We start from the raw sequence: 18170 nt of genomic DNA on the forward strand, positions 1-18170 counted from the left end.
GTTAATGATAATTTACGGACTTCCTATTTTTTGCAAATGTTTGTGAATATACACCACTTACAAGCTTCTCCGGTAGGTGTTTGTGTAAATGATGTCTCAGGGTCGAATATCTCATCGAGGCACGTATCGAAGTATTCTTTGAATTCTTCTCTATACATTGAGAAGTCTGTTATATGGTCATCGTTGCGTCCCGATTTATTAATTACTCCCGGCTCAAATTTAGCATCGAATAGATTGCGGAGATAGTATATCCCCGGTTCTATTATTTTATTCGGATACTTTTGCATATAAAGATGTGAATACATAAATACCTGCATCACTGCTTTAGGGCGATCTTTAAGATCTTTATCAAAAAGATCTTTCATTTCTTTATATCGTAATACTCCTTTTCCTGTCTTATAATCGATAATACGGGTACGGCCTTTAACTTCATCTACACGGTCGATAAATCCTTTTAAGGATACAACTTTCCCCGATGGTAGAGTATATTCCATTTTTATTCTTTCTTCTGAGTCGACATAGATAAAAGGTGTAAGTCCCGCATCAGTAACTAAAACTTGTTTGATATATTTACGAAGCACTTCTCCGGTCAGATAATTCTGCCCTGTCAATTTTTTTATTTTCTCAGTTTTGAAATAGTTTTTAGCAAAAGATCGTTCTATATTTTCTGTCAGCAGCTTTTCATCCTTTCTGATCTTGTGTAACAAGTCCGCAGTAATCATCTTTCCCTTAAATGGCTCGTACAACCATTCCATTATTGAGTGAAAAATTGTTCCAAACATACTGGCCTCTATTGTTTCCACTACCTCATCCTCTTCTGCCATGTTTTCTACTACAGAGAAATAAAACTGTAGAGGACAATTGAGATACACATTGATAGCACTGGCAGATAGTTGTTTGTCTCCTCCTTGCAAAAACACATTCATCTTTTCCTGTATCTCAGGAGTTTTAGATACTGAAATGGGAAGACTCTCGGTAGAAGAAACTTTGTAAACAGTGAGCTTTTCCCTTATATCGAATGAATTGGCATATAAATGTTTTATCTGTTTAAAATAGCGGCTCACTTCGCCCGATTGTAAGCCGTCGGTGCGAGTATCATACAAAAGATAAATTCGTTTAGCCCGGTTTATCAAACGATAAAAGTGATAAGCAAAAATACTGTCCTGATGCTCGTAAGTCGGTAAATCAAATCCTTTTCGAAGATTATATGGTATAAAAGAACTGGTAGCACGTTTGAGAGGGAAGATACCTTCATTCATCGATAGGATAATAAGATTGTCGAAGTCTAAAGCACGAGTTTCGAGCAGTCCCATAATTTGTAATCCAGATAAAGGCTCTCCCGTAAAAGGCACGCTGATGTTTACTATCAACTTTTTCAATAATTTGAAATACGTATCAATTTTAATTTCAAAGGAAACATTTTGCAAAGCATCGTTCATTTTATTGATCGTCTTGTAGTATTCTACAATGAATTCGCCTTCAATGTCTACCGAACGGGCACTTATTTGCTCTTCTTCGTTCTCTGTTTCTTTCTGATTATATAAGGATCCTCTTAATGCTGATAATATCTCTTTTAAATACTCAGGTGCATCGTACCAATTATCTATTATTTTGAATATGAGACTAAATAACGGATGAATTTCTAATTCCTTGACCGATACTATAATCTTATTGTATTGAAGTATATTTTGTCTTAGTTGTTTAGCTTCCTGTCCGGCTATATTCGTTATATATCGGTGATTGAGTATAGCCAATACCGGTTTGTAATAAAAGCCTGCGCTATTTTCGGATCTTCTTACATTCTTTTGCAATTCAAAAATGTGTTCCATCAGTCCCGAAACAGAACTATTATTCAGGCTATACCCCATTGTTATGTTTATCTTGTCTATCTCTTGGGGTATGGAGTACAGCGTTGGCAATAGAAGATTTTCATCAGGTAGCACTAACGCTGTATTCATAGCTTGATCGGATGACACTATCTGATTTTCTGCCAACAAAGACTTGATGATTGTATGCACATATTTAGCTTGTCCTATGGATGACGGAATGCCAATAGCTTCCACTGTCGGTTGATCAAGGCTTAATTCTTCCGGTTGTAACGCGAGCTGAGACGGAAATTGCACCTTATTCTTATCCATAAAGAAAGATGCTTTGTTCTGAGGATCGCGCACTAAAGGTGATGAGTAATCCCAATAAAAATCGGCAATACCTTTTTTATGGAGGTAATTAAGTAGTTTCTCTTCGGATTTGCTATGCCCGTTTAGGCCTATAAATATTATTTTTTCGTATGGAAGTTCATAATCCGGATTCTTTGAAAAAGAATCTATTACATCTCTGAAAATCATTCCTTCATAGGCTTGATTTTTTTCTGCAAGTTGGTTTCTTAGAGAAGAGTATAGCTGAAAGAGTACTTCCCACATTTCGAGGAAGTCTTTCTTTTTGTCATTTTCTCCTACAGGCAAAAAGTTTGACCAGAAACGTCGTATAACTTCTATCTGTGTTTCGGTTAAGTATGAAAATCCGGCGTCAATATCTTTTAAGTCTTTTATATTTCTGAACAGTTGGTGTGCATCAACCAAATATTTATCGATGTCGTCAAAATCATTGAGCAGCATTTCTCCCCAATATAGAAATTCATCGAATGTTTCGTTGGTCTTACCTACCTGTTTGTATATATTGAACAACATAAAAAGCATCTCAATGCGATCTGCTTTTTTATATGGACTTAGTTGTTCGAACAAGTCTGCTATTGTCAGTATTTGGGGCGAAAAAATAGGCTTATCCGCTATCTGCGATAAGTAATGTTGGAAAAAGACTCCGGCTCTACGGTTCGGAAAAACAAAAGTATAACGACTTATATTTTGTCCATCGGCCTTATAGTATGCTTGAGCTACATTGTATAGAAAAGGAATCATTTTTTTAGAAAGTAGGTAAATCAATTACATGCAAAAATACGAATTTAAGACATTGGCTGCATTATTTTCTTCAAAAGATTACCGGGCAAAGTTTTTATTCTTGATGAAGTGCTTTATCATTAAAATAGATTCCTTACACGACTATAAAGATTCTGGTTCTCTTATGAGAAAGGGATGCATTTAGTATGCATCCCCTTGCCAATTTGGTTAAATGTTTAATTTTTATAATCTTACAAGGCTCAATGATTTTGTTTCATGAAATAAGCTTTACCGTTATTATACCATACTTCAAATCCTTTTGATTTTAGCAAATCCATGATTGGTACGGGCTTGAATGGTGCAGTTAATTCCATAATCTGATTGTTTTGCAATTCCTTTGATAACCGGATAATCTCTTGCATGGGGTTTTCTCCAGACTCTATAATAGGACGAGCATCAAACCGAATTGTGATATTCATTTCGCCAAACCATTCCGGCTTATCTTTCTGTTCATTATCTATATCTATTGATTCATTACTGTTATCAATAGGCAACCCGGCGGCTTGGCGCAGTGTTTCAAGAAGTAGAATAGGGGAGATGCCCGCAACTTTTGCAGCCTGCTGTAATGTCGTAACCTTTGCTACAGTACGGCGCAAAATAGGATTCCGCAGTTTAGAGAATGCAGGAGAAAGATCCAATAATGTACCCTCTAAATGAGGATATGCATCCAGCAAATCAGAAACCTTTATATGTAGATTAATATCCATGACTCTTTATTTTGAATAAGAAAGTAACCTCTGATCTCCTTCCAGCTTTCGCAAGTCGGTTATATCCTGAGTAATTTCTATCACGCCTAAATATTCTCCGTCATGTCCCCTGAGAGCGGTATAATCTATATGCACAAAGCGTCCTTTGAAGTTAGATATCCAAAATGCGGCTTTGTTTTCTTTGCCGGTCTTGAAGTCATCAATGATTTGTTCTACGATATGAACACTGTGGGGAGGATGGCACATACGTACATCACGCCCGATAATAGAACGATTTCTCTCAAATACACGATTAGGACTGTGAGAAAAGAACTTTACTTTATCATCTTTATCAACAAAAGTGATATCTACCGGAAGAGTAACAAAAAGAGCTTCTAACTCTTTTATATCGAAGCTGCCTGAAGATAGCTTAATTGCATTACCCGGCATAAAGATTGCTTCTTCTTGCTTTACAAGTTCGGGTTTCCACTCTACGCTTGGATCATAAAGGCAAAAACCGTATATCGTTGTTTCCTTATGTATTTGATACCAATTTTCTTCAGTGAGTGTATCCAGGCACATTGGCAATAGAATTTGTTCTTCTTTCATTATCATGCCTTCTATTGCATCGATGGCAGGTTGCAAAACCAAAGAGCAAACTGTTTCCAGCTCTTCTCTTGTCAGTTCGCTTTTGAGAGCTTCATGAGCGGCTTTCAATAATTCCCGGGTTTCATCATGTTTTCCCCACATCACCTTCGGTGGACCTGTAATTCCTGCCTTCTCTAGAAATGGAAACAATAGATACTCTTTGCGCAAAAAGTGTTTATCTACATCCGATAGTTGATTAAAGAGGCTTCGCAATCCCATCGTATAATCTGCAATGTCACTATCTTTCAAGTTTTTCAACACATCGAACATCCCATAAGTCAGGTCTATGCGCTTTTCCAGTTCTCTGTTTTCTTTGATAAAAGTATCTACAGGATGTCCATCAGGTACACCTTTGGCGGTTGATGTATCTATACTTCCGTCGAGTACAGCCGTGTGTATATCGCAGAGGCGTAATATATCTTCTTCGGGAAGACCTTCAGCTATCAATTCCTGCTCTACCTCTACTACCTCATTGTATGGAACCGAGTGTAGTAAATTTATCAGATGGCTTTTCACTTGTTCGGGAGCTTCGCCGTTATGCAATTGAAGAATAAGATGTTTAAGTAACTCTTTTCTTTTTTCGGAATTATTGATTAGCTCGCTCATCGCCTATTCTTTTATCATGGTTAATAACATCTTAAAAGACTCCACAGCTTGAAGTGCATGGGTTATGTTAGCCGGCATTATAATAATCTCACCTGCCTTTACCCTGTGAGGTTCGCCATTTATGCGAATCTCAACTTCACCATCCAGTACTTGTACAAGCGCATCGAAAGGTGCTGTATGCTCGCTAAGTCCTTGTCCCTTGTCGAAGGAAAATAATGTAACATTTCCTGCTCGGTTTTTAAGTATTTGTTTGCTTACTATTCCTCCTATGGAATAATCGATTTGCCCCGCAATATTGAATACGGTTGCTTTAGCGAATGTATTTGTTTCCATTTTTAATGTTTTATGTAATTATGTGCTGACATTATGAAGCAAGAAACATCTTCATATCTTCGTCAGGTGTGGTAATAGAGCCAATACCAAAATTATCAACCAGCACTTTTGCCACGTTAGGCGATAAGAATGCCGGGAGTGTTGGCCCTAAGTGAATATTTTTTACACCGAGTGATAACAATGCAAGAAGAACGATAACAGCTTTTTGTTCGTACCATGCAATGTTGTATGCAATCGGTAATTCATTAATGTCATTTAGTTCAAAAACTTCTTTAAGTTTCAGCGCAATCAAAGCGAGAGAGTAACTGTCGTTACATTGTCCGGCATCCAGAACACGAGGAATACCACCTATATCACCCAGAGGCAATTTGTTGTAGCGATACTTAGCACAACCGGCAGTGAGGATAACTGTATCTTTAGGTAGATTTTCTGCAAATTCAGTATAATAGTTACGTCCTTTCATACGACCGTCGCAACCTGCCATTACAAAGAACTTACGTATAGCTCCTGTTTTTACAGCGTCAACGACCTTATCAGCAAGTGCGAATACTTGTGCGTGAGCAAATCCTCCGATAATTTCTCCAGACTCTATTTCAGTAGGGGCTTTGCATTGTTTTGCATGCTCTATCAATTTTGAAAAATCTTTAGGCTGCCCGTCTTTTCTGTCTTCTATATGTTGGAAGTCGGTAAACCCTGATGCACCGGTAGTATATACTTTATCTGCGTAGGTTGAAGTAGAACGTGGAGGTACAATACAGTTAGTAGTAAATAGTATTACACCATTAAATGATTCAAAGTCTTCGTTCTGACGCCACCAAGCACTACCGTAATTGCCTACAAAATGACTATATTTCTTAAATGCAGGGTAGTAATGCGCCGGAAGCATTTCGCTGTGTGTGTAGACATCTACGCCTGTTCCTTCTGTTTGTTCTAATAGGTCTTGCATATCACGCAAGTCGTGACCAGAGATAAGGATTCCCGGATTATTGCGAACCCCGATATTTACTTTGGTAATTTCAGGATTTCCGTATGTAGAAGTATTTGCCTTATCAAGCAAAGCCATTGTTTTTACACCATATTCACCACACTTAAGCACAAGAGCTGTAAGCTCGTCTCCGCTTAATTCTTGGGTTGTTGCAACTAAAGCTTCTTGCATAAAGGCATGGATGTCATCATCCTCATATCCCAGATTTGACGCATGTTCAGCGTAAGCTGCCATCCCTTTGATTCCATAGATAAGAAGTTCACGCAACGAGCGTATATCTTCATTTTTAGTTTCAAGGATTCCTACATTTCCAGCCTTCACTTCCATTTCTTTTACGCTTTCGGTAGTCCAAGTAATACAGTCACAATCTAGGTTGGGTGTAGTGTTGCCTCCTTTAGCTTTTAATTCGAGTAAAAGTTCGTCTCTCAGATTTATAGCTTCACGTACACGTATTACGAAACGCTCTTTGTCGAAGTTTGCATTGGTGATTGTCATAAATAATGACTCCATTACAAAGCGGTTTGTATAAGCGGGTATTTCTACACCTGCTTTACGTAATTCTACTGTACTGTATGAGATTCCTTTGAGAAGAAACATTAACAAGTCTTGAAGATTAGCTACCTCCGAAGTTTTTCCACAAACACCTTTTACCGTACAGCCTGTATTGTGAGCTGTTTCCTGACACTGATAACAAAACATATTCATATCCTTAGTTTTTTAGTTAATTATTTTTTATAGAATGATTATTCCTTTATTTCTGATAAATTGGTTATATAGTAAATTTAACTCCTGATTATTGTGACTAACCTGTTATTTCCTATGCAAACATACGATGGTAGTGAAACTAAAATCGTAACATTTGTTACGACTGTGGATTATTTTTTGTAACTTTGTAAAAAATTACAAGACTATGAACTCTGACTTACTTTTTTTCTGTACAATGTGTCGTGAAAAATCTCAAGAAGAGATTGCTCGACTAAAGTGTACGATAGATCATACTATAAAGCATTATAAAAAAGGAGAATACATCGCCTATCAAGGTGATGTTATTTCACAGTTATATATGTTATCCAAAGGGAAAGTAAAAACAGAGATAGTTTCCGATTCGGGGCTTACTCTATCAGTAGAAGAAATTTCAGCTCCTTATCCTTTGGCTGCTGCTTTTATTTTTGCGGAAAATAATCGTTTCCCTGTGGATGTGATAGCTCTTGATGATTGCGAAATTTTATTTATCACCAAAGATTCTGTGGAGAAACAAATGGCTAAATGTCCCGGATTTTTGCGAGGATTCATGGCTTTCAATGCCGATCGCGTACAATTCTTGTCTGAAAGGCTCAAAATATTCTCACAAAAAGGAATTAAAGCTAAAATAGCATATTACATTTTGCAGCACGATAAAAACGGATCTTTTGAATTAGGAAAGAGTATCGCATCTCTTGCCGAGTATTTTGGTGTAGAACGTCCTTCCCTATCCAGAGCTATTTCAGAAATGGCTGCCAGTGGAATCATAGAATTTGAAGGAGGTAAAGGTAAAATACTAAACTATAATGAAATAAAAGAATTGTTAGGATAATTGATATCCGAATATCTTTTGTCTTACTCTATAATAATAGAGAACCGAATTTTCTATTCTATCTATATAATTCTGTATTGTCAATATACATGTACACTCCCTTGTGCGGCCGGTAGGTAATTTACACCAATCCAAGTTATCATCAGTAATATGAATGCGATAGGCAACGCCCAAAGCGCAACTTTATCATATTTACCATACAACCGTATATGTATATACGCGAGATAAGCCATGGACGTAACAAAAGCCCATGTTTCTTTAGGATCCCATGACCAATAGTGTCCCCATGCTTCTTTTGCCCATACAGCACCCATCAGCATTCCTAATACAAGGAACCCAAATCCTACATAAACGATATTATCTATAAAATTGAATATCTTTTCATCAGAATAACCATAACGATGTACTTTTCGTAATTGCACAAAAGCTCCGATAGTAGCAGCTCCAAACATTGCGTAAGAAAGAATATAGGATGTGACATGAGGTACAAACCATTCGCTTTGAAGGGCAGGCATCAAATTTTTAGAATGTATTTCGGGCTTAAATAAATTGATAAACACAAAAACCGATGCTACCAATGCAGAGAACGATAATAGCCAAGGATATTTCCATCTGCGATAAGCTAGGTATCCGACCGAAGATAGAAAAAAAGAATACCATAAGCGAGTTTCACCCATCGTTCTCATTGGCGGACGTTCGATATGTATCCAAAAGCCTGTGATAAATGCAGCAAATACAGCAATACCACATAGCATTAATATATCAGCTAATCGCTTTTGTGATCGATACACTATAATTCCGGCCGAAAACCAGAGTATTACAGCAGGAAGTGCAAACCATATAAAATTATTCCAATTCATATTCTTATCTTAGTACTATTATTCTTTGTTGTTGTCATTCTCACTTCTATGCTTAACCAATCTGCCATTCCAAATTAAAGCGATTGAACCTAGAGCGATAAAAATAAATCCGATATATACCGGTATAACCCAAGGGTCGTATACAAGTTCCATGCTACTGTATGAAGATAAGCGTCCGGCCTGATTATCATATCCATATTGATAGATTGTCCAAGTTCCGATACGCATTGGTTTATTTACTTCTATTGTTCCTTTTTTTATTGTGCCGTCAGGTGTGTATGCTTCTATATCCGACATAAATCGTTTGGGCTCAGGAACGCTCATTACCACACACTGGCGTTCATCGAGGGGAAGGGTCATATAAAGTTGTGCCTGATTTCCTCCACATATCCATCCGGTGGTATCTTTACCTTGAGATACATTGAATGCTCGTATTTTGGCAGCCGGAGTTGCTCCGGGCATAGGTACCTCCCTATAGGTACTATCGCTATTGCGTACTGCCTGATGGATATATTCTTTCAATTCAATCTCCCATCCATTAAGTCGTCCTTGAGCTATCTCTGTATCTATCTGATAATAGTCAGGCTTGTCTTCTGGCAGAGGTTTTCCACTTTTGCGATCTATAATAGTTAGTTTGGGTGGATATTCCTCCATATCAAAATCGTTTAGTTGTATCGCAATAGGTAATTCCTTTACGTTTTCATCTTCATCATAAACTCTCCACTCTACCTCTCCTTCACGTATGTGCATCAGATAACGTTCAATATCAGCATGTCCCAGTCCTGCTGCGAATAGTGTGATCCATAGTCCGATATGGTTCAAGTAAAATGCGTAGTCTTTCTTGCGGAAATTAAACAAACGGCGAACGATAAGACAGCCAAGTGATAATAGGGTGATAAAGTAAATGAGTATGAAAGCCCATGAACTTGTCATACTGTCGAAACCCAGACTTGAAAATATGTTTACTGAAACTTCGTCCGTATGGCTTGTCGTTTGTGGAGTAAGCCCCATAATGATCGTAAGAATGAGTAATGCTGAGATTAAACAGACTGAAGAGGGAATACCACTAAACCATAGTATGAAATGGTTCTTACGAACAAAAAGCGAAAGAATACATAAAATCATTATAATAGCTCCAACCAAGAGATTGGAAGGGAATGCCAATAAATAAAAATTAAAATTACCAATTGTGAGTTGAAGGAGAAATCCGACCAAAAGGATTCCGCACGTAGCAACAATGCTTTCAGGATATCCCCAAGACTGTTGCCACATTTTTCGATTATTTGTTTTTTCCATCTGTTTATATAGAAGAGAGCTATTATTTTTTTGTCGAGAATAGTTTAGGTGTTATATTTATAGATACCCATCCCCAGTCTTGCCAGCTTTTATGGTATCCGCCTTTTACTACATCCATCGATTTGCTTCCAAGCATGAACGAATAGCCTGCCATAAGTTTTACATCAGGCATGATTGACCAATTTACCTGAAAGTCAAACTCAGAACCTAAGCCTTTGTCTATTTTTTCATTTGATACAATAACTTCATTTGCAGTCAAGAAATAATGATAATTCAAAGATAGATCGACTTTCTTCGAGGGCTTGTAGAAAATGGCAAGTTGATTGTCCCATAACCCCGGATTGAGACCATTCGCAAATGAAGAAGCATAGAAGTAATCCATTGTTCCGTAGAATTTATGGTGTGTACCATACAACGGATCAAATGCTTTTTGCTTTGTGTCATCCTGCTTGTTTCCACTCAGATAGTCACTGCCCACACCTAATGACCATTTAGAGTCTATTTTGAAACCTGCAAAAAGGCTTCCCATAAAGGCTGATACTTCTTTATTTGACTTATTTTTTCCTGTTTGATAATAAAAAGAACCTTTGATATCCCAACCATTTGCTATATAAGTCAAATAAGTCCCAAAGGTTTGCATATACTTGTTGGATGAATCTTCTTCGCTTCCGTACTGAAGACCCAGATTCATTGCAAGTAATGAGATGCCGAATGGGGTCTCTTTATTTCCATAGTGATACCAAAGTGTTTGCATATTTTTATAAGGCTGTCCTCCGGCTTCATAAAAACTTCCTCCTTTTATTTTTTCATCGTTCTGGTTTAAAGCCAGGATCAAATGCAAAGTGTTTATTTTATCCGCATATCCTAACTTTAATACATCATGATAGCGTCCCGAAACGTTCCAATCGAGCCCACCTAATATACGTTCATCGTCATAAGATAAGGCTTGTCTTCCTAATTGGGCAAAGAATCCGTTGTTAAAATTTAATTTAGCCCATGCTTCGTTTAGCATGAAACGTCCATTCTTATTTACTTGGGGATCTTGCCCCCAAACTCCAACGTGCTGTCCTGATAGTTTTAATTCCAGATTTGAACGTTGAAAGTCCATTGAAATTCGAGCACGGTTGTTTATGAAAGTAGCGGGGTGTTCACCTTCATTTCTGGGGAACAAGGTTCCATTGCGATATTCTCCGCGTGATCGTAGTTGCGCCGATATGGAAAATATGTCTTCTTGATTATTCTCTTGTCCTAATAATGTGAGAGGGATTAATAGCAACCCTATTATGAAAATCTTTCTCATAATGATTATAGTTTAAAAAGCGCCTGCAAATGCTATATTAGATGAATGCAGACGCCCTTGAGGTAAGAAAAAATTAGTTCATAGCCAGCTTTCCTTCTGATTTGGCTTTTTCTATCCAAGTAGGAAGTGTTGTTTTAATCCACTTTTCTTTGTCCTCACGAAGCTTTTTCATATCCAATCCGATATATTCCTGAGCTTTTGATTTTGTAGAAATATCTGGCATTTTAACGTCTGCAACTCCAAGAGTGAATAATACTTTTTGCAGTTCCAGTTGTGCTTGTAGCGTACGGTCTAAACTATGAGCAAGGATTCGTTGAGTTTCTACAGGAGCATGGAAGGATGCACCGTGAGAGGCCACAGCAAAATCCCAACGCCATTGAGCCTGACGAATCAATTTCAAAGACTCTTTCATTTTAGCTTCATCTGCACCATTGTCCCACGCTGCTTTAGCCATTACATGGGCTTTAGCAAGTTCTACTTCTATTCTGTTTCTAATCTCTAATGCCTTATCCTGATATTGATAAACATAATTTTTCAGATTCTCTTCACTATCTCTATGGCATGTTTGACATGTTGATGACACATTTTTAAGCGGACTCATTACCTGATGGTTAGAATATTTAATACCTCCTTCGGACATATATGGCATGTGACAGTCGGCACATGATAATCCACGTTGAGCGTGTGGTCCTAAAAGGAAAATTTCATAGTCAGGATGCTGTGCTTTTAGCATTGGAGCTTTGCTCAGATGATGCACCCAGTCTGTATAATTTGCATTGTCATAATATTCTTCCATCGATTCTACTGTCATACCTCCATCCCAAGGGAAGGTAAGATATTTACCGTCACCCTTAAAGAAATATTCTACATGGCATTGGGCACATACCAGAGAACGCATTTCCTGAGGAGTTGCTTTTGTAATATCTTTGCCTTGACGCTCAAAGGCTTCTATCAAAGCCGGACGAGTGATAGTCAGATTCATTGTTTTGGGATCGTGACAATCGGCACAACCTACAGGATTTACAATCTCACTGCCAAACTGACTCCATGAGGCTTTGTAAAAATTCTCTATTCCTACTTCATGCATCATTCGTGGCACATCAGGGCTCTTACAGGCCCAGCAAGTAGCCGGTTGCATATCTTTGTGTTCATGATCAGGTGTTCCGGTACGAAGTGTATGCGTTACATCTTCTATCGTATACATATGTCCTCGTGGAGCCGAATAGTCTCTGGAAAATGCATAACCAGCCCAAAGAACAACCATTTCGGGACGGCTTTCGAGTACATCTTCAGGCATATTGCCTAAATGCTTACTGCGGAAATCCATTTCTTTTGTTTTTTTCCAAGTATCGTATTCACGAGGATAATTGATACCCCATTCTTCACTATTGGTATTAATTCCTGTAATCTCTATCTTTTTATTATTATACAGAGTCGCTATTTCAGCTCTACGTTCTGTAATAGATGCTGCTAAAAGTCCAAGCATAAATACCAAAACCATTACTATCGCAAAAATCCCCCATCCAATGATCGGTTTTCGCCTGATTGCTTCTGCTAATTTCTTTAACATATTGGATCTTATTTTTTATTTTTCATAATATTATTCAACCAATCCGGTACTGCTGACTTTGGTAACGGAACAATCGCGTTCGGTGAAGAAGATAGATTGCTCACGACGGTGTGAGGAACTTCCCGATGACAATCCCAGCACGCTTTTCCTTCACCTTCTTTTACTTGTGTGTAGTTTATCATACCGGTATTCACAAATTCTGTATTCAATTGAGTATGGCAGCGAATGCAGTTATCCATGATTACTTTTTTACTGGCATCTCGAGGACGGATAACCTGTGGCTCAGCATTTAATGTAAATACTGCAGCATGATAAAGTCCATCCATAGCTTTGAATGCATATTTATTAATGACATTATCATGTGGTACATGGCAATCGTTGCAATTGGCCCATTCTCGGTGTGCGCTGTGTTGCCATGTTTGATAATAAGGAGTCATAATATGGCAATTGATACAAGCTTCGGGATCATCAGACAGATAAGAATGTGCCCGGGACATATAGGCCGTGTATCCGCCAAGTCCGGCTATGATTCCCGCTATAACAAATAGTGGAACAACAAAATTCCGTGGTATTAGATTTAGAAGTTTTCTCATTTTATTTACCAATGAACACTGTTATTAAACAAAGATATTATATAGAAATGATAAATTCCGTAACAAATGTTACGTGGTGTTATTTTTTATTAATTAATTTAGAGCTACTTATATCATTTCGTCTCTTTTGAGAATTATCGAAATATGTTATCCTGTTTCAATGGATAATTAAAGTCGTGTCATAATATTAAAGAATAGAGTATCTGTTTATTGAAATAATTTATTTGTAATAGATACTTATACAGATTTTTTAGTTGTATGAGAGTGAACCGTTATAAAAGACGTATATAAATGTTTGTTATTCACGCCAAAATACAAATTATTTTTTATTTTTCAAAGAATTTTGATCTTTGTTTTAACTTTTTATTTGCTTAAGGTTTAGCTTGATCTCTATTTGTCCTTTTCATCTAAAAGCGGTAATTTTGCGCACAGCTTTTTTGAAGCACTAAAAAAAACATACAAAAGAAAGAAATGAATAAGAAGATATCAGATTTTGAGATAATGGCACCTGTTGGCTCTTACGACTCTTTGGCTGCGGCTATACAGGGTGGGGCAAACTCTATTTACTTTGGAATAGAAGGGCTGAATATGCGAGCCAAGTCCTCTAATAACTTTACAATGGATGACTTGAAGCAGATCGCCGCTATATGTAAAGAAAATGGACTAAAGAGCTATTTGACGGTGAATACAATAATTTACGACAATGATATCTCGTTGATGCACCAGATTGTAAATGCTGCAAAAGAGGCTGAGCTTTCAGCCGTAATTGCTTCTGATGTAGCTGTGATGATGTATGCGCGCAGCATAGGTGTTGAAGTTCATTTATCTACACAATTGAACATTACAAATACAGAGTCCTTAAAGTTTTACGGGCAATTTGCAGATGTTGTTGTATTGGCACGCGAGCTGAATCTCGATCAGGTGGCTTCTATCTATAAAGATATTGTAGAACAAAATATAAGAGGTCCTAAAGGGGAACTTATCCGTATCGAAATGTTTTCTCATGGAGCTTTGTGTATGGCTGTGTCAGGTAAATGTTACCTGAGCTTGCATGAAAGAGATTTATCTGCAAATAGGGGGGCATGCAATCAACTGTGCCGCCGCAGCTATATTGTAAAAGATAAGGAGTCGGATATCGAACTCGAAATTGACAATGAATACATCATGTCTCCAAAAGATTTGAAAACCATTCATTTTATGAACAAAATGATGGATGCCGGTGTACGTGTATTTAAAATAGAAGGGCGTGCTCGTGGGGCAGAATATGTACGTACTGTAGTCGAATGCTACAAGGAAGCAGTGCAAGCCTATTGTGAAGATACATATACTGAAGAAAAGATTGAAAAGTGGGACGAACGCCTTGCTACGGTCTTTAATAGAGGATTCTGGGATGGTTATTATCTTGGTCAGAAACTAGGAGAGTGGTCTAGCAATTATGGCTCAGGTGCAACAAAACGAAAAATATACATAGGTAAAGGGCTTAAATATTTCTCAAATCTTGGTGTTGCCGAATTCTTGATGGAAACACAATCGTTGAAGGTTGGTGACGAAATACTTATTACCGGGCCTACTACAGGAGCAGTAACACAGATCGTAGAAGAAATTAGAGTAGACCTTCAACCTGTAGAAGAGACAGTAAAAGGCGAGAAGTTCTCTATTAAAGTGAATGAGAAAATCAGACCATCCGACAAACTATTTAAGCTAGTATCGGTAGAACGGAAGAAGAAGTTTGTAGAAAAAATATAGCAATATTATTTTTTCAGATTCCTTTTTATATTGAACTTCACAATCTTCGTAACTAGATTCAATGGTAAAGGTTTATCCAATGGCAATTGTATTGCTCCTTTCGATGTTTTGTATTGTGTGAGTTCTTCTTCGAAGGCTATAATAGCTTCTGCACCCGGGTATAAACCGATGTGCTTTTTATGACCTGCAAAGTGTATAAGATTTCCATTCTGATGAAAGGTGGGCATTTGCCAACTGATTTTCTCGATTGCATCAGGTGCAGCTTTTTTGATGGTTTTTCTTAGTTTATTCATCAATGCCTGAATATTCTCAGGAAATGAAGCTATATATTCATCTATGTTTTGCATAATTATAATGTTTAACTTTAATAAAATAAATTTGTAAGGCTTGAATTTAATTTTCAAGTCTTACAAATTTATTTAAAATTATTTCAATATGAACTAAAATAAAAAAAGGTGGAAGTATGTACTCCCACCTTTTCAGAATTATATTCGTTATAAGTCTTATATATTTTCTCTTATTTTTTTTGCAATTTCTTCAAATTCAAATTGCTCAATCTTTATTCTTGGATTTGAAAGGCTCATATCAGATTCTTTATTTATAGGAATCAAGTGTATATGAGCATGAGGTACTTCAAGGCCTACAACCATTATACCTACACGTTTGCAAGGAATGGCTTTCTCAATAGATTTTGTAACTTTTTTTGCAAAAATGACCATATCTTTTAAAATATCGTCGTCAAGATCGAATATGTAATCTACCTCCTGCTTAGGAATGACAAGTGTATGTCCTTTTGCCATCGGATTTATATCCAAAAATGCAAAGAACCTCTCATCTTCAGCCACCTTATATGATGGTATCTCACCCTTAACAATTCTACTGAAAATACTAGGCATAAGTTTATAATGATATATCCATAATTTCGAAACTCATAATTCCCGAAGGAACTTTTATTTCGGCTATATCTCCCACTTTTTTACCCATCAATCCTTGCGCGATAGGAGTGTTTACAGCCATCTTGTTTTCTTTCAAGTTAGCCTCGCTCTCTGCAACGATTGTATATGTCATCTTTTGGTTATTTTTCGTATTGCGTATTGTAACCTTGTTCAATATTTGCACAACGTCTGTTCCTATTGAATCTTCATTGATCAGACGAGCATTTGCCAATAGATTTTTCATTTGGGCTATTTTAGCTTCAAGTAGCCCCTGAGCCTCTTTGGCTGCATCGTATTCAGCATTTTCAGATAAGTCTCCCTTGTCTCTAGCCTCTGCTATTTGTTTCGATATAGCAGGCCTTTCCGTAGTTTCAAGAGTGTTGATTTCTTCTTTCAACTTTTTGTAACCTTCCGCGGTCATGTAAGTGATAGCCATGGTAATTAAAAATTAAATTAATTCCTACTGTTTTTTAAATTTTTGATTGTTTTTAAAGCGACAAAAAGAAAAAGAATTCCTGCCGTTAAAGGCCAGAACTCCTTTTCCTTTTTCATTTTATCAAAAACAAAGATATACTATATTTTTCGTATTTTCAAATATTTGGAAATACTTTTATAATAATTTTTGAACTTCTGAAGCTAGGTTATCAGTAGATAAAATTCTTTTTACAATCTCTCCATTCTTGTTTAATAAATATGTAGTAGGGAAGCCTTGAATGTTGAATTTTGCAAGCCATTCAGAGTTGAGTAGTTTGCTATCTCTTACACATATCCAAGGTAAATTTGTTGCTGCATTTTTCCATGCATGTATATCCGTGTCAAAAGATACTTGGTACACTTCTACATTTCCTTTATTCTTACTATATACATTATTGATAAGTATATTGTGCGCCGGAGAAAAATCTGTTTGGTATGCCGTAAAATCGAGTATAACAACTTTTCCTTTCAATGAAGATAAACTTACCTCCTTATTATTAATATCTGGTAACGTTATATTATAAAATACACTGTGATCTGTAGCTTCGGTATTCTCTAGCTTCTTCAGTGTTTCTTCCTGACTTGCCATTTGTTTCAACTCAGCCAAAGTAGTCAGCGTAAAAGTCTTTAAATGCTCTGCCCGTGGTGATTTCGATTTATATAGATCCCAAACGGTAGCAACAGCTCTGAAAGCTACCAAGTCATTTTTATCATAAGGATCGAATATTAAATATCCATCTACTTTTTGAAATAAAGCAAAATAGCTGGCTAAGCTTTTTGAGTCAGATAAGATTAGATCTTTAGCTTTAGTTTTATATCCATCCAGTGCTTTTTGAATTTCTGCGACATATTGATCCTGTGATATTTCCTTACTTTCAAATTGTTTTCTCAAATCAGACACAGTCCGACTAAGCTTGTTTTGGGCAAAAACAATATCTTTTATTTTCACAGAGCCTTCAGAGCCCTCTATTGTATATTCCGATGCAAATGTAGGTTTGCTAGCATGTACAGTAATTGTTTCTATAGAGTCTATTGCTAAGTTTATAGATTGCTTATCCATTCTTAGTAAATAGAATTCAGGATAACCTAATGCAGGCTCTTTAAATTTGAAACTCCCATCTGTCTCTAGTTTTACTGAGTCTATTATTGTTGTTTCATTCAAAGACCGTCTTTCTAGATATAACATTGTGGTGTCGGCATTGGCAATCTTACCCTCTACTGTAAAATGAGGGCCTTTATTCTGACAAGATGCAAAAGTGATGACCGCAAGAGTAATAATAGATAACTTGGAAAAAAGAAATGTTTTCATGTATAATGCATGTTATATTATATAAGTATTTAGCGGAACAAAGATATTAATTATAATTATTATGTGATTCTCCGCAAGAGTTTCTTTCCAAAAATATTTTCATATATATAATATATAGTAAGGTTAGGATTGCACTTTTTGATGGATGCTCTTATAGTCGAAAAAACAATCATTGATTAAGTAGTTTTGTTTAAGGGTTTTGTATATTTCGGTTAAAATATTTTGAAAAAAAGGCATTAAAATATTTGGAGGTGTATAAATAAAATGCATATCTTTGCACCCGCTTTGATAGAGAACACGGC

The 18170-nt window shown here is 36.7% G+C and carries 16 protein-coding genes; 2 read left to right on the forward strand and 14 right to left on the reverse strand.

From position 1 onward, the window contains the following. Positions 1 to 23: 23 nt before the first annotated feature. The 5 genes from QOX35_RS15285 to hcp form a co-directional block, all read right to left on the reverse strand. Positions 24 to 2915: a PD-(D/E)XK nuclease family protein gene (locus QOX35_RS15285; RefSeq protein ID WP_283687671.1), complete on the reverse strand. Its 2892-nt coding sequence runs from the start codon at positions 2913 to 2915 to the stop codon at positions 24 to 26. A gap of 239 nt (positions 2916 to 3154) precedes the next feature. Then, positions 3155 to 3661 (reverse strand): DUF1858 domain-containing protein, encoded by a 507-nt coding sequence (locus QOX35_RS15290; protein WP_283687672.1) that lies wholly within the window; start codon positions 3659 to 3661, stop codon positions 3155 to 3157. A gap of 6 nt (positions 3662 to 3667) precedes the next feature. Continuing rightward, complete coding sequence (locus tag QOX35_RS15295; RefSeq protein ID WP_283687673.1) at positions 3668 to 4894, reverse strand: DUF438 domain-containing protein; 1227 nt, start codon at positions 4892 to 4894, stop codon at positions 3668 to 3670. Between the two features lie 3 nt (positions 4895 to 4897). Next, the gene (locus QOX35_RS15300) at positions 4898 to 5227 is read right to left on the reverse strand and encodes a cupin domain-containing protein (RefSeq protein WP_283687674.1); all 330 of its coding nucleotides are present in this window, start codon (positions 5225 to 5227) and stop codon (positions 4898 to 4900) included. 31 nt (positions 5228 to 5258) lie between these two features. Then, positions 5259 to 6911 carry a hydroxylamine reductase gene (hcp, locus tag QOX35_RS15305; protein ID WP_283687687.1) on the reverse strand — a complete coding sequence of 551 codons (1653 nt, stop codon included), beginning with the start codon at positions 6909 to 6911 and terminating at the stop codon, positions 5259 to 5261. 211 nt (positions 6912 to 7122) lie between these two features. On the opposite strand from hcp, the gene QOX35_RS15310 reads away from it, so the two are divergent. After that, positions 7123 to 7785 carry a Crp/Fnr family transcriptional regulator gene (locus tag QOX35_RS15310; protein ID WP_283687675.1) on the forward strand — a complete coding sequence of 221 codons (663 nt, stop codon included), beginning with the start codon at positions 7123 to 7125 and terminating at the stop codon, positions 7783 to 7785. Between the two features lie 80 nt (positions 7786 to 7865). Here QOX35_RS15310 and ccsA read toward each other — a convergent pair whose 3' ends face one another. The 5 genes from ccsA to nrfH all read right to left on the reverse strand — a co-directional run bounded on the left by ccsA (position 7866) and on the right by nrfH (position 13404). Continuing rightward, positions 7866 to 8645, reverse strand: a complete 780-nt coding sequence (gene ccsA / locus QOX35_RS15315; RefSeq protein ID WP_283687676.1) for a cytochrome c biogenesis protein CcsA — start codon at positions 8643 to 8645, stop codon at positions 7866 to 7868. 18 nt (positions 8646 to 8663) lie between these two features. Further along, a complete protein-coding gene (locus tag QOX35_RS15320) occupies positions 8664 to 9941 on the reverse strand; it encodes a cytochrome c biogenesis ResB family protein (protein ID WP_283687677.1) in 1278 nt (425 codons plus the stop codon). Positions 9942 to 9963: 22 nt separating this feature from the next. Beyond that, on the reverse strand, positions 9964 to 11241 hold the full coding sequence (locus tag QOX35_RS15325; protein WP_283687678.1) for an alginate export family protein: 1278 nt from the start codon (positions 11239 to 11241) through the stop codon (positions 9964 to 9966). Between the two features lie 73 nt (positions 11242 to 11314). After that, entirely contained in the window at positions 11315 to 12811 is a 1497-nt protein-coding gene (gene nrfA, locus QOX35_RS15330; protein ID WP_283687679.1) for an ammonia-forming cytochrome c nitrite reductase, read from the reverse strand. A gap of 8 nt (positions 12812 to 12819) precedes the next feature. After that, positions 12820 to 13404 (reverse strand): cytochrome c nitrite reductase small subunit, encoded by a 585-nt coding sequence (gene nrfH, locus QOX35_RS15335; protein WP_135104441.1) that lies wholly within the window; start codon positions 13402 to 13404, stop codon positions 12820 to 12822. A gap of 471 nt (positions 13405 to 13875) precedes the next feature. On the opposite strand from nrfH, the gene QOX35_RS15340 reads away from it, so the two are divergent. Further along, positions 13876 to 15150, forward strand: coding sequence for a peptidase U32 family protein (locus QOX35_RS15340; protein WP_283687680.1), 1275 nt, complete (start codon positions 13876 to 13878; stop codon positions 15148 to 15150). A gap of 5 nt (positions 15151 to 15155) precedes the next feature. On the opposite strand, the gene QOX35_RS15345 is transcribed toward QOX35_RS15340, so the two are convergent. The 4 genes from QOX35_RS15345 to QOX35_RS15360 all read right to left on the reverse strand — a co-directional run bounded on the left by QOX35_RS15345 (position 15156) and on the right by QOX35_RS15360 (position 17868). Further along, the gene (locus tag QOX35_RS15345) at positions 15156 to 15497 is read right to left on the reverse strand and encodes an iron chaperone (protein ID WP_283687681.1); all 342 of its coding nucleotides are present in this window, start codon (positions 15495 to 15497) and stop codon (positions 15156 to 15158) included. Positions 15498 to 15653: 156 nt separating this feature from the next. Continuing rightward, positions 15654 to 16046 carry an HIT family protein gene (locus QOX35_RS15350; protein ID WP_283687682.1) on the reverse strand — a complete coding sequence of 131 codons (393 nt, stop codon included), beginning with the start codon at positions 16044 to 16046 and terminating at the stop codon, positions 15654 to 15656. A 4-nt stretch (positions 16047 to 16050) separates the two neighbouring features. Beyond that, positions 16051 to 16521, reverse strand: coding sequence for a transcription elongation factor GreA (gene greA, locus QOX35_RS15355; protein ID WP_135104445.1), 471 nt, complete (start codon positions 16519 to 16521; stop codon positions 16051 to 16053). Between the two features lie 174 nt (positions 16522 to 16695). Beyond that, a complete protein-coding gene (locus QOX35_RS15360; RefSeq protein ID WP_283687683.1) occupies positions 16696 to 17868 on the reverse strand; it encodes a TlpA disulfide reductase family protein in 1173 nt (390 codons plus the stop codon). Positions 17869 to 18170: the final 302 nt, after the last annotated feature.

It is taken from the genome of Dysgonomonas sp. Marseille-Q5470, assembly GCF_951230145.1.
Classification (GTDB): Bacteria; Bacteroidota; Bacteroidia; order Bacteroidales; family Dysgonomonadaceae; genus Dysgonomonas.

Coding starts and splice junctions, on each gene's coding strand:
- QOX35_RS15285 (WP_283687671.1), bottom strand. CDS start 2,915: ATGATTCCTTTTCTATACAATGTAGCTCAAGCATACTATAAGGCCGAT.
- QOX35_RS15290 (WP_283687672.1), bottom strand. CDS start 3,661: ATGGATATTAATCTACATATAAAGGTTTCTGATTTGCTGGATGCATAT.
- QOX35_RS15295 (WP_283687673.1), bottom strand. CDS start 4,894: ATGAGCGAGCTAATCAATAATTCCGAAAAAAGAAAAGAGTTACTTAAA.
- QOX35_RS15300 (WP_283687674.1), bottom strand. CDS start 5,227: ATGGAAACAAATACATTCGCTAAAGCAACCGTATTCAATATTGCGGGG.
- hcp (WP_283687687.1), bottom strand. CDS start 6,911: ATGTTTTGTTATCAGTGTCAGGAAACAGCTCACAATACAGGCTGTACG.
- QOX35_RS15310 (WP_283687675.1), top strand. CDS start 7,123: ATGAACTCTGACTTACTTTTTTTCTGTACAATGTGTCGTGAAAAATCT.
- ccsA (WP_283687676.1), bottom strand. CDS start 8,645: ATGAATTGGAATAATTTTATATGGTTTGCACTTCCTGCTGTAATACTC.
- QOX35_RS15320 (WP_283687677.1), bottom strand. CDS start 9,941: ATGGAAAAAACAAATAATCGAAAAATGTGGCAACAGTCTTGGGGATAT.
- QOX35_RS15325 (WP_283687678.1), bottom strand. CDS start 11,241: ATGAGAAAGATTTTCATAATAGGGTTGCTATTAATCCCTCTCACATTA.
- nrfA (WP_283687679.1), bottom strand. CDS start 12,811: ATGTTAAAGAAATTAGCAGAAGCAATCAGGCGAAAACCGATCATTGGA.
- nrfH (WP_135104441.1), bottom strand. CDS start 13,404: ATGAGAAAACTTCTAAATCTAATACCACGGAATTTTGTTGTTCCACTA.
- QOX35_RS15340 (WP_283687680.1), top strand. CDS start 13,876: ATGAATAAGAAGATATCAGATTTTGAGATAATGGCACCTGTTGGCTCT.
- QOX35_RS15345 (WP_283687681.1), bottom strand. CDS start 15,497: ATGCAAAACATAGATGAATATATAGCTTCATTTCCTGAGAATATTCAG.
- QOX35_RS15350 (WP_283687682.1), bottom strand. CDS start 16,046: ATGCCTAGTATTTTCAGTAGAATTGTTAAGGGTGAGATACCATCATAT.
- greA (WP_135104445.1), bottom strand. CDS start 16,521: ATGGCTATCACTTACATGACCGCGGAAGGTTACAAAAAGTTGAAAGAA.
- QOX35_RS15360 (WP_283687683.1), bottom strand. CDS start 17,868: ATGAAAACATTTCTTTTTTCCAAGTTATCTATTATTACTCTTGCGGTC.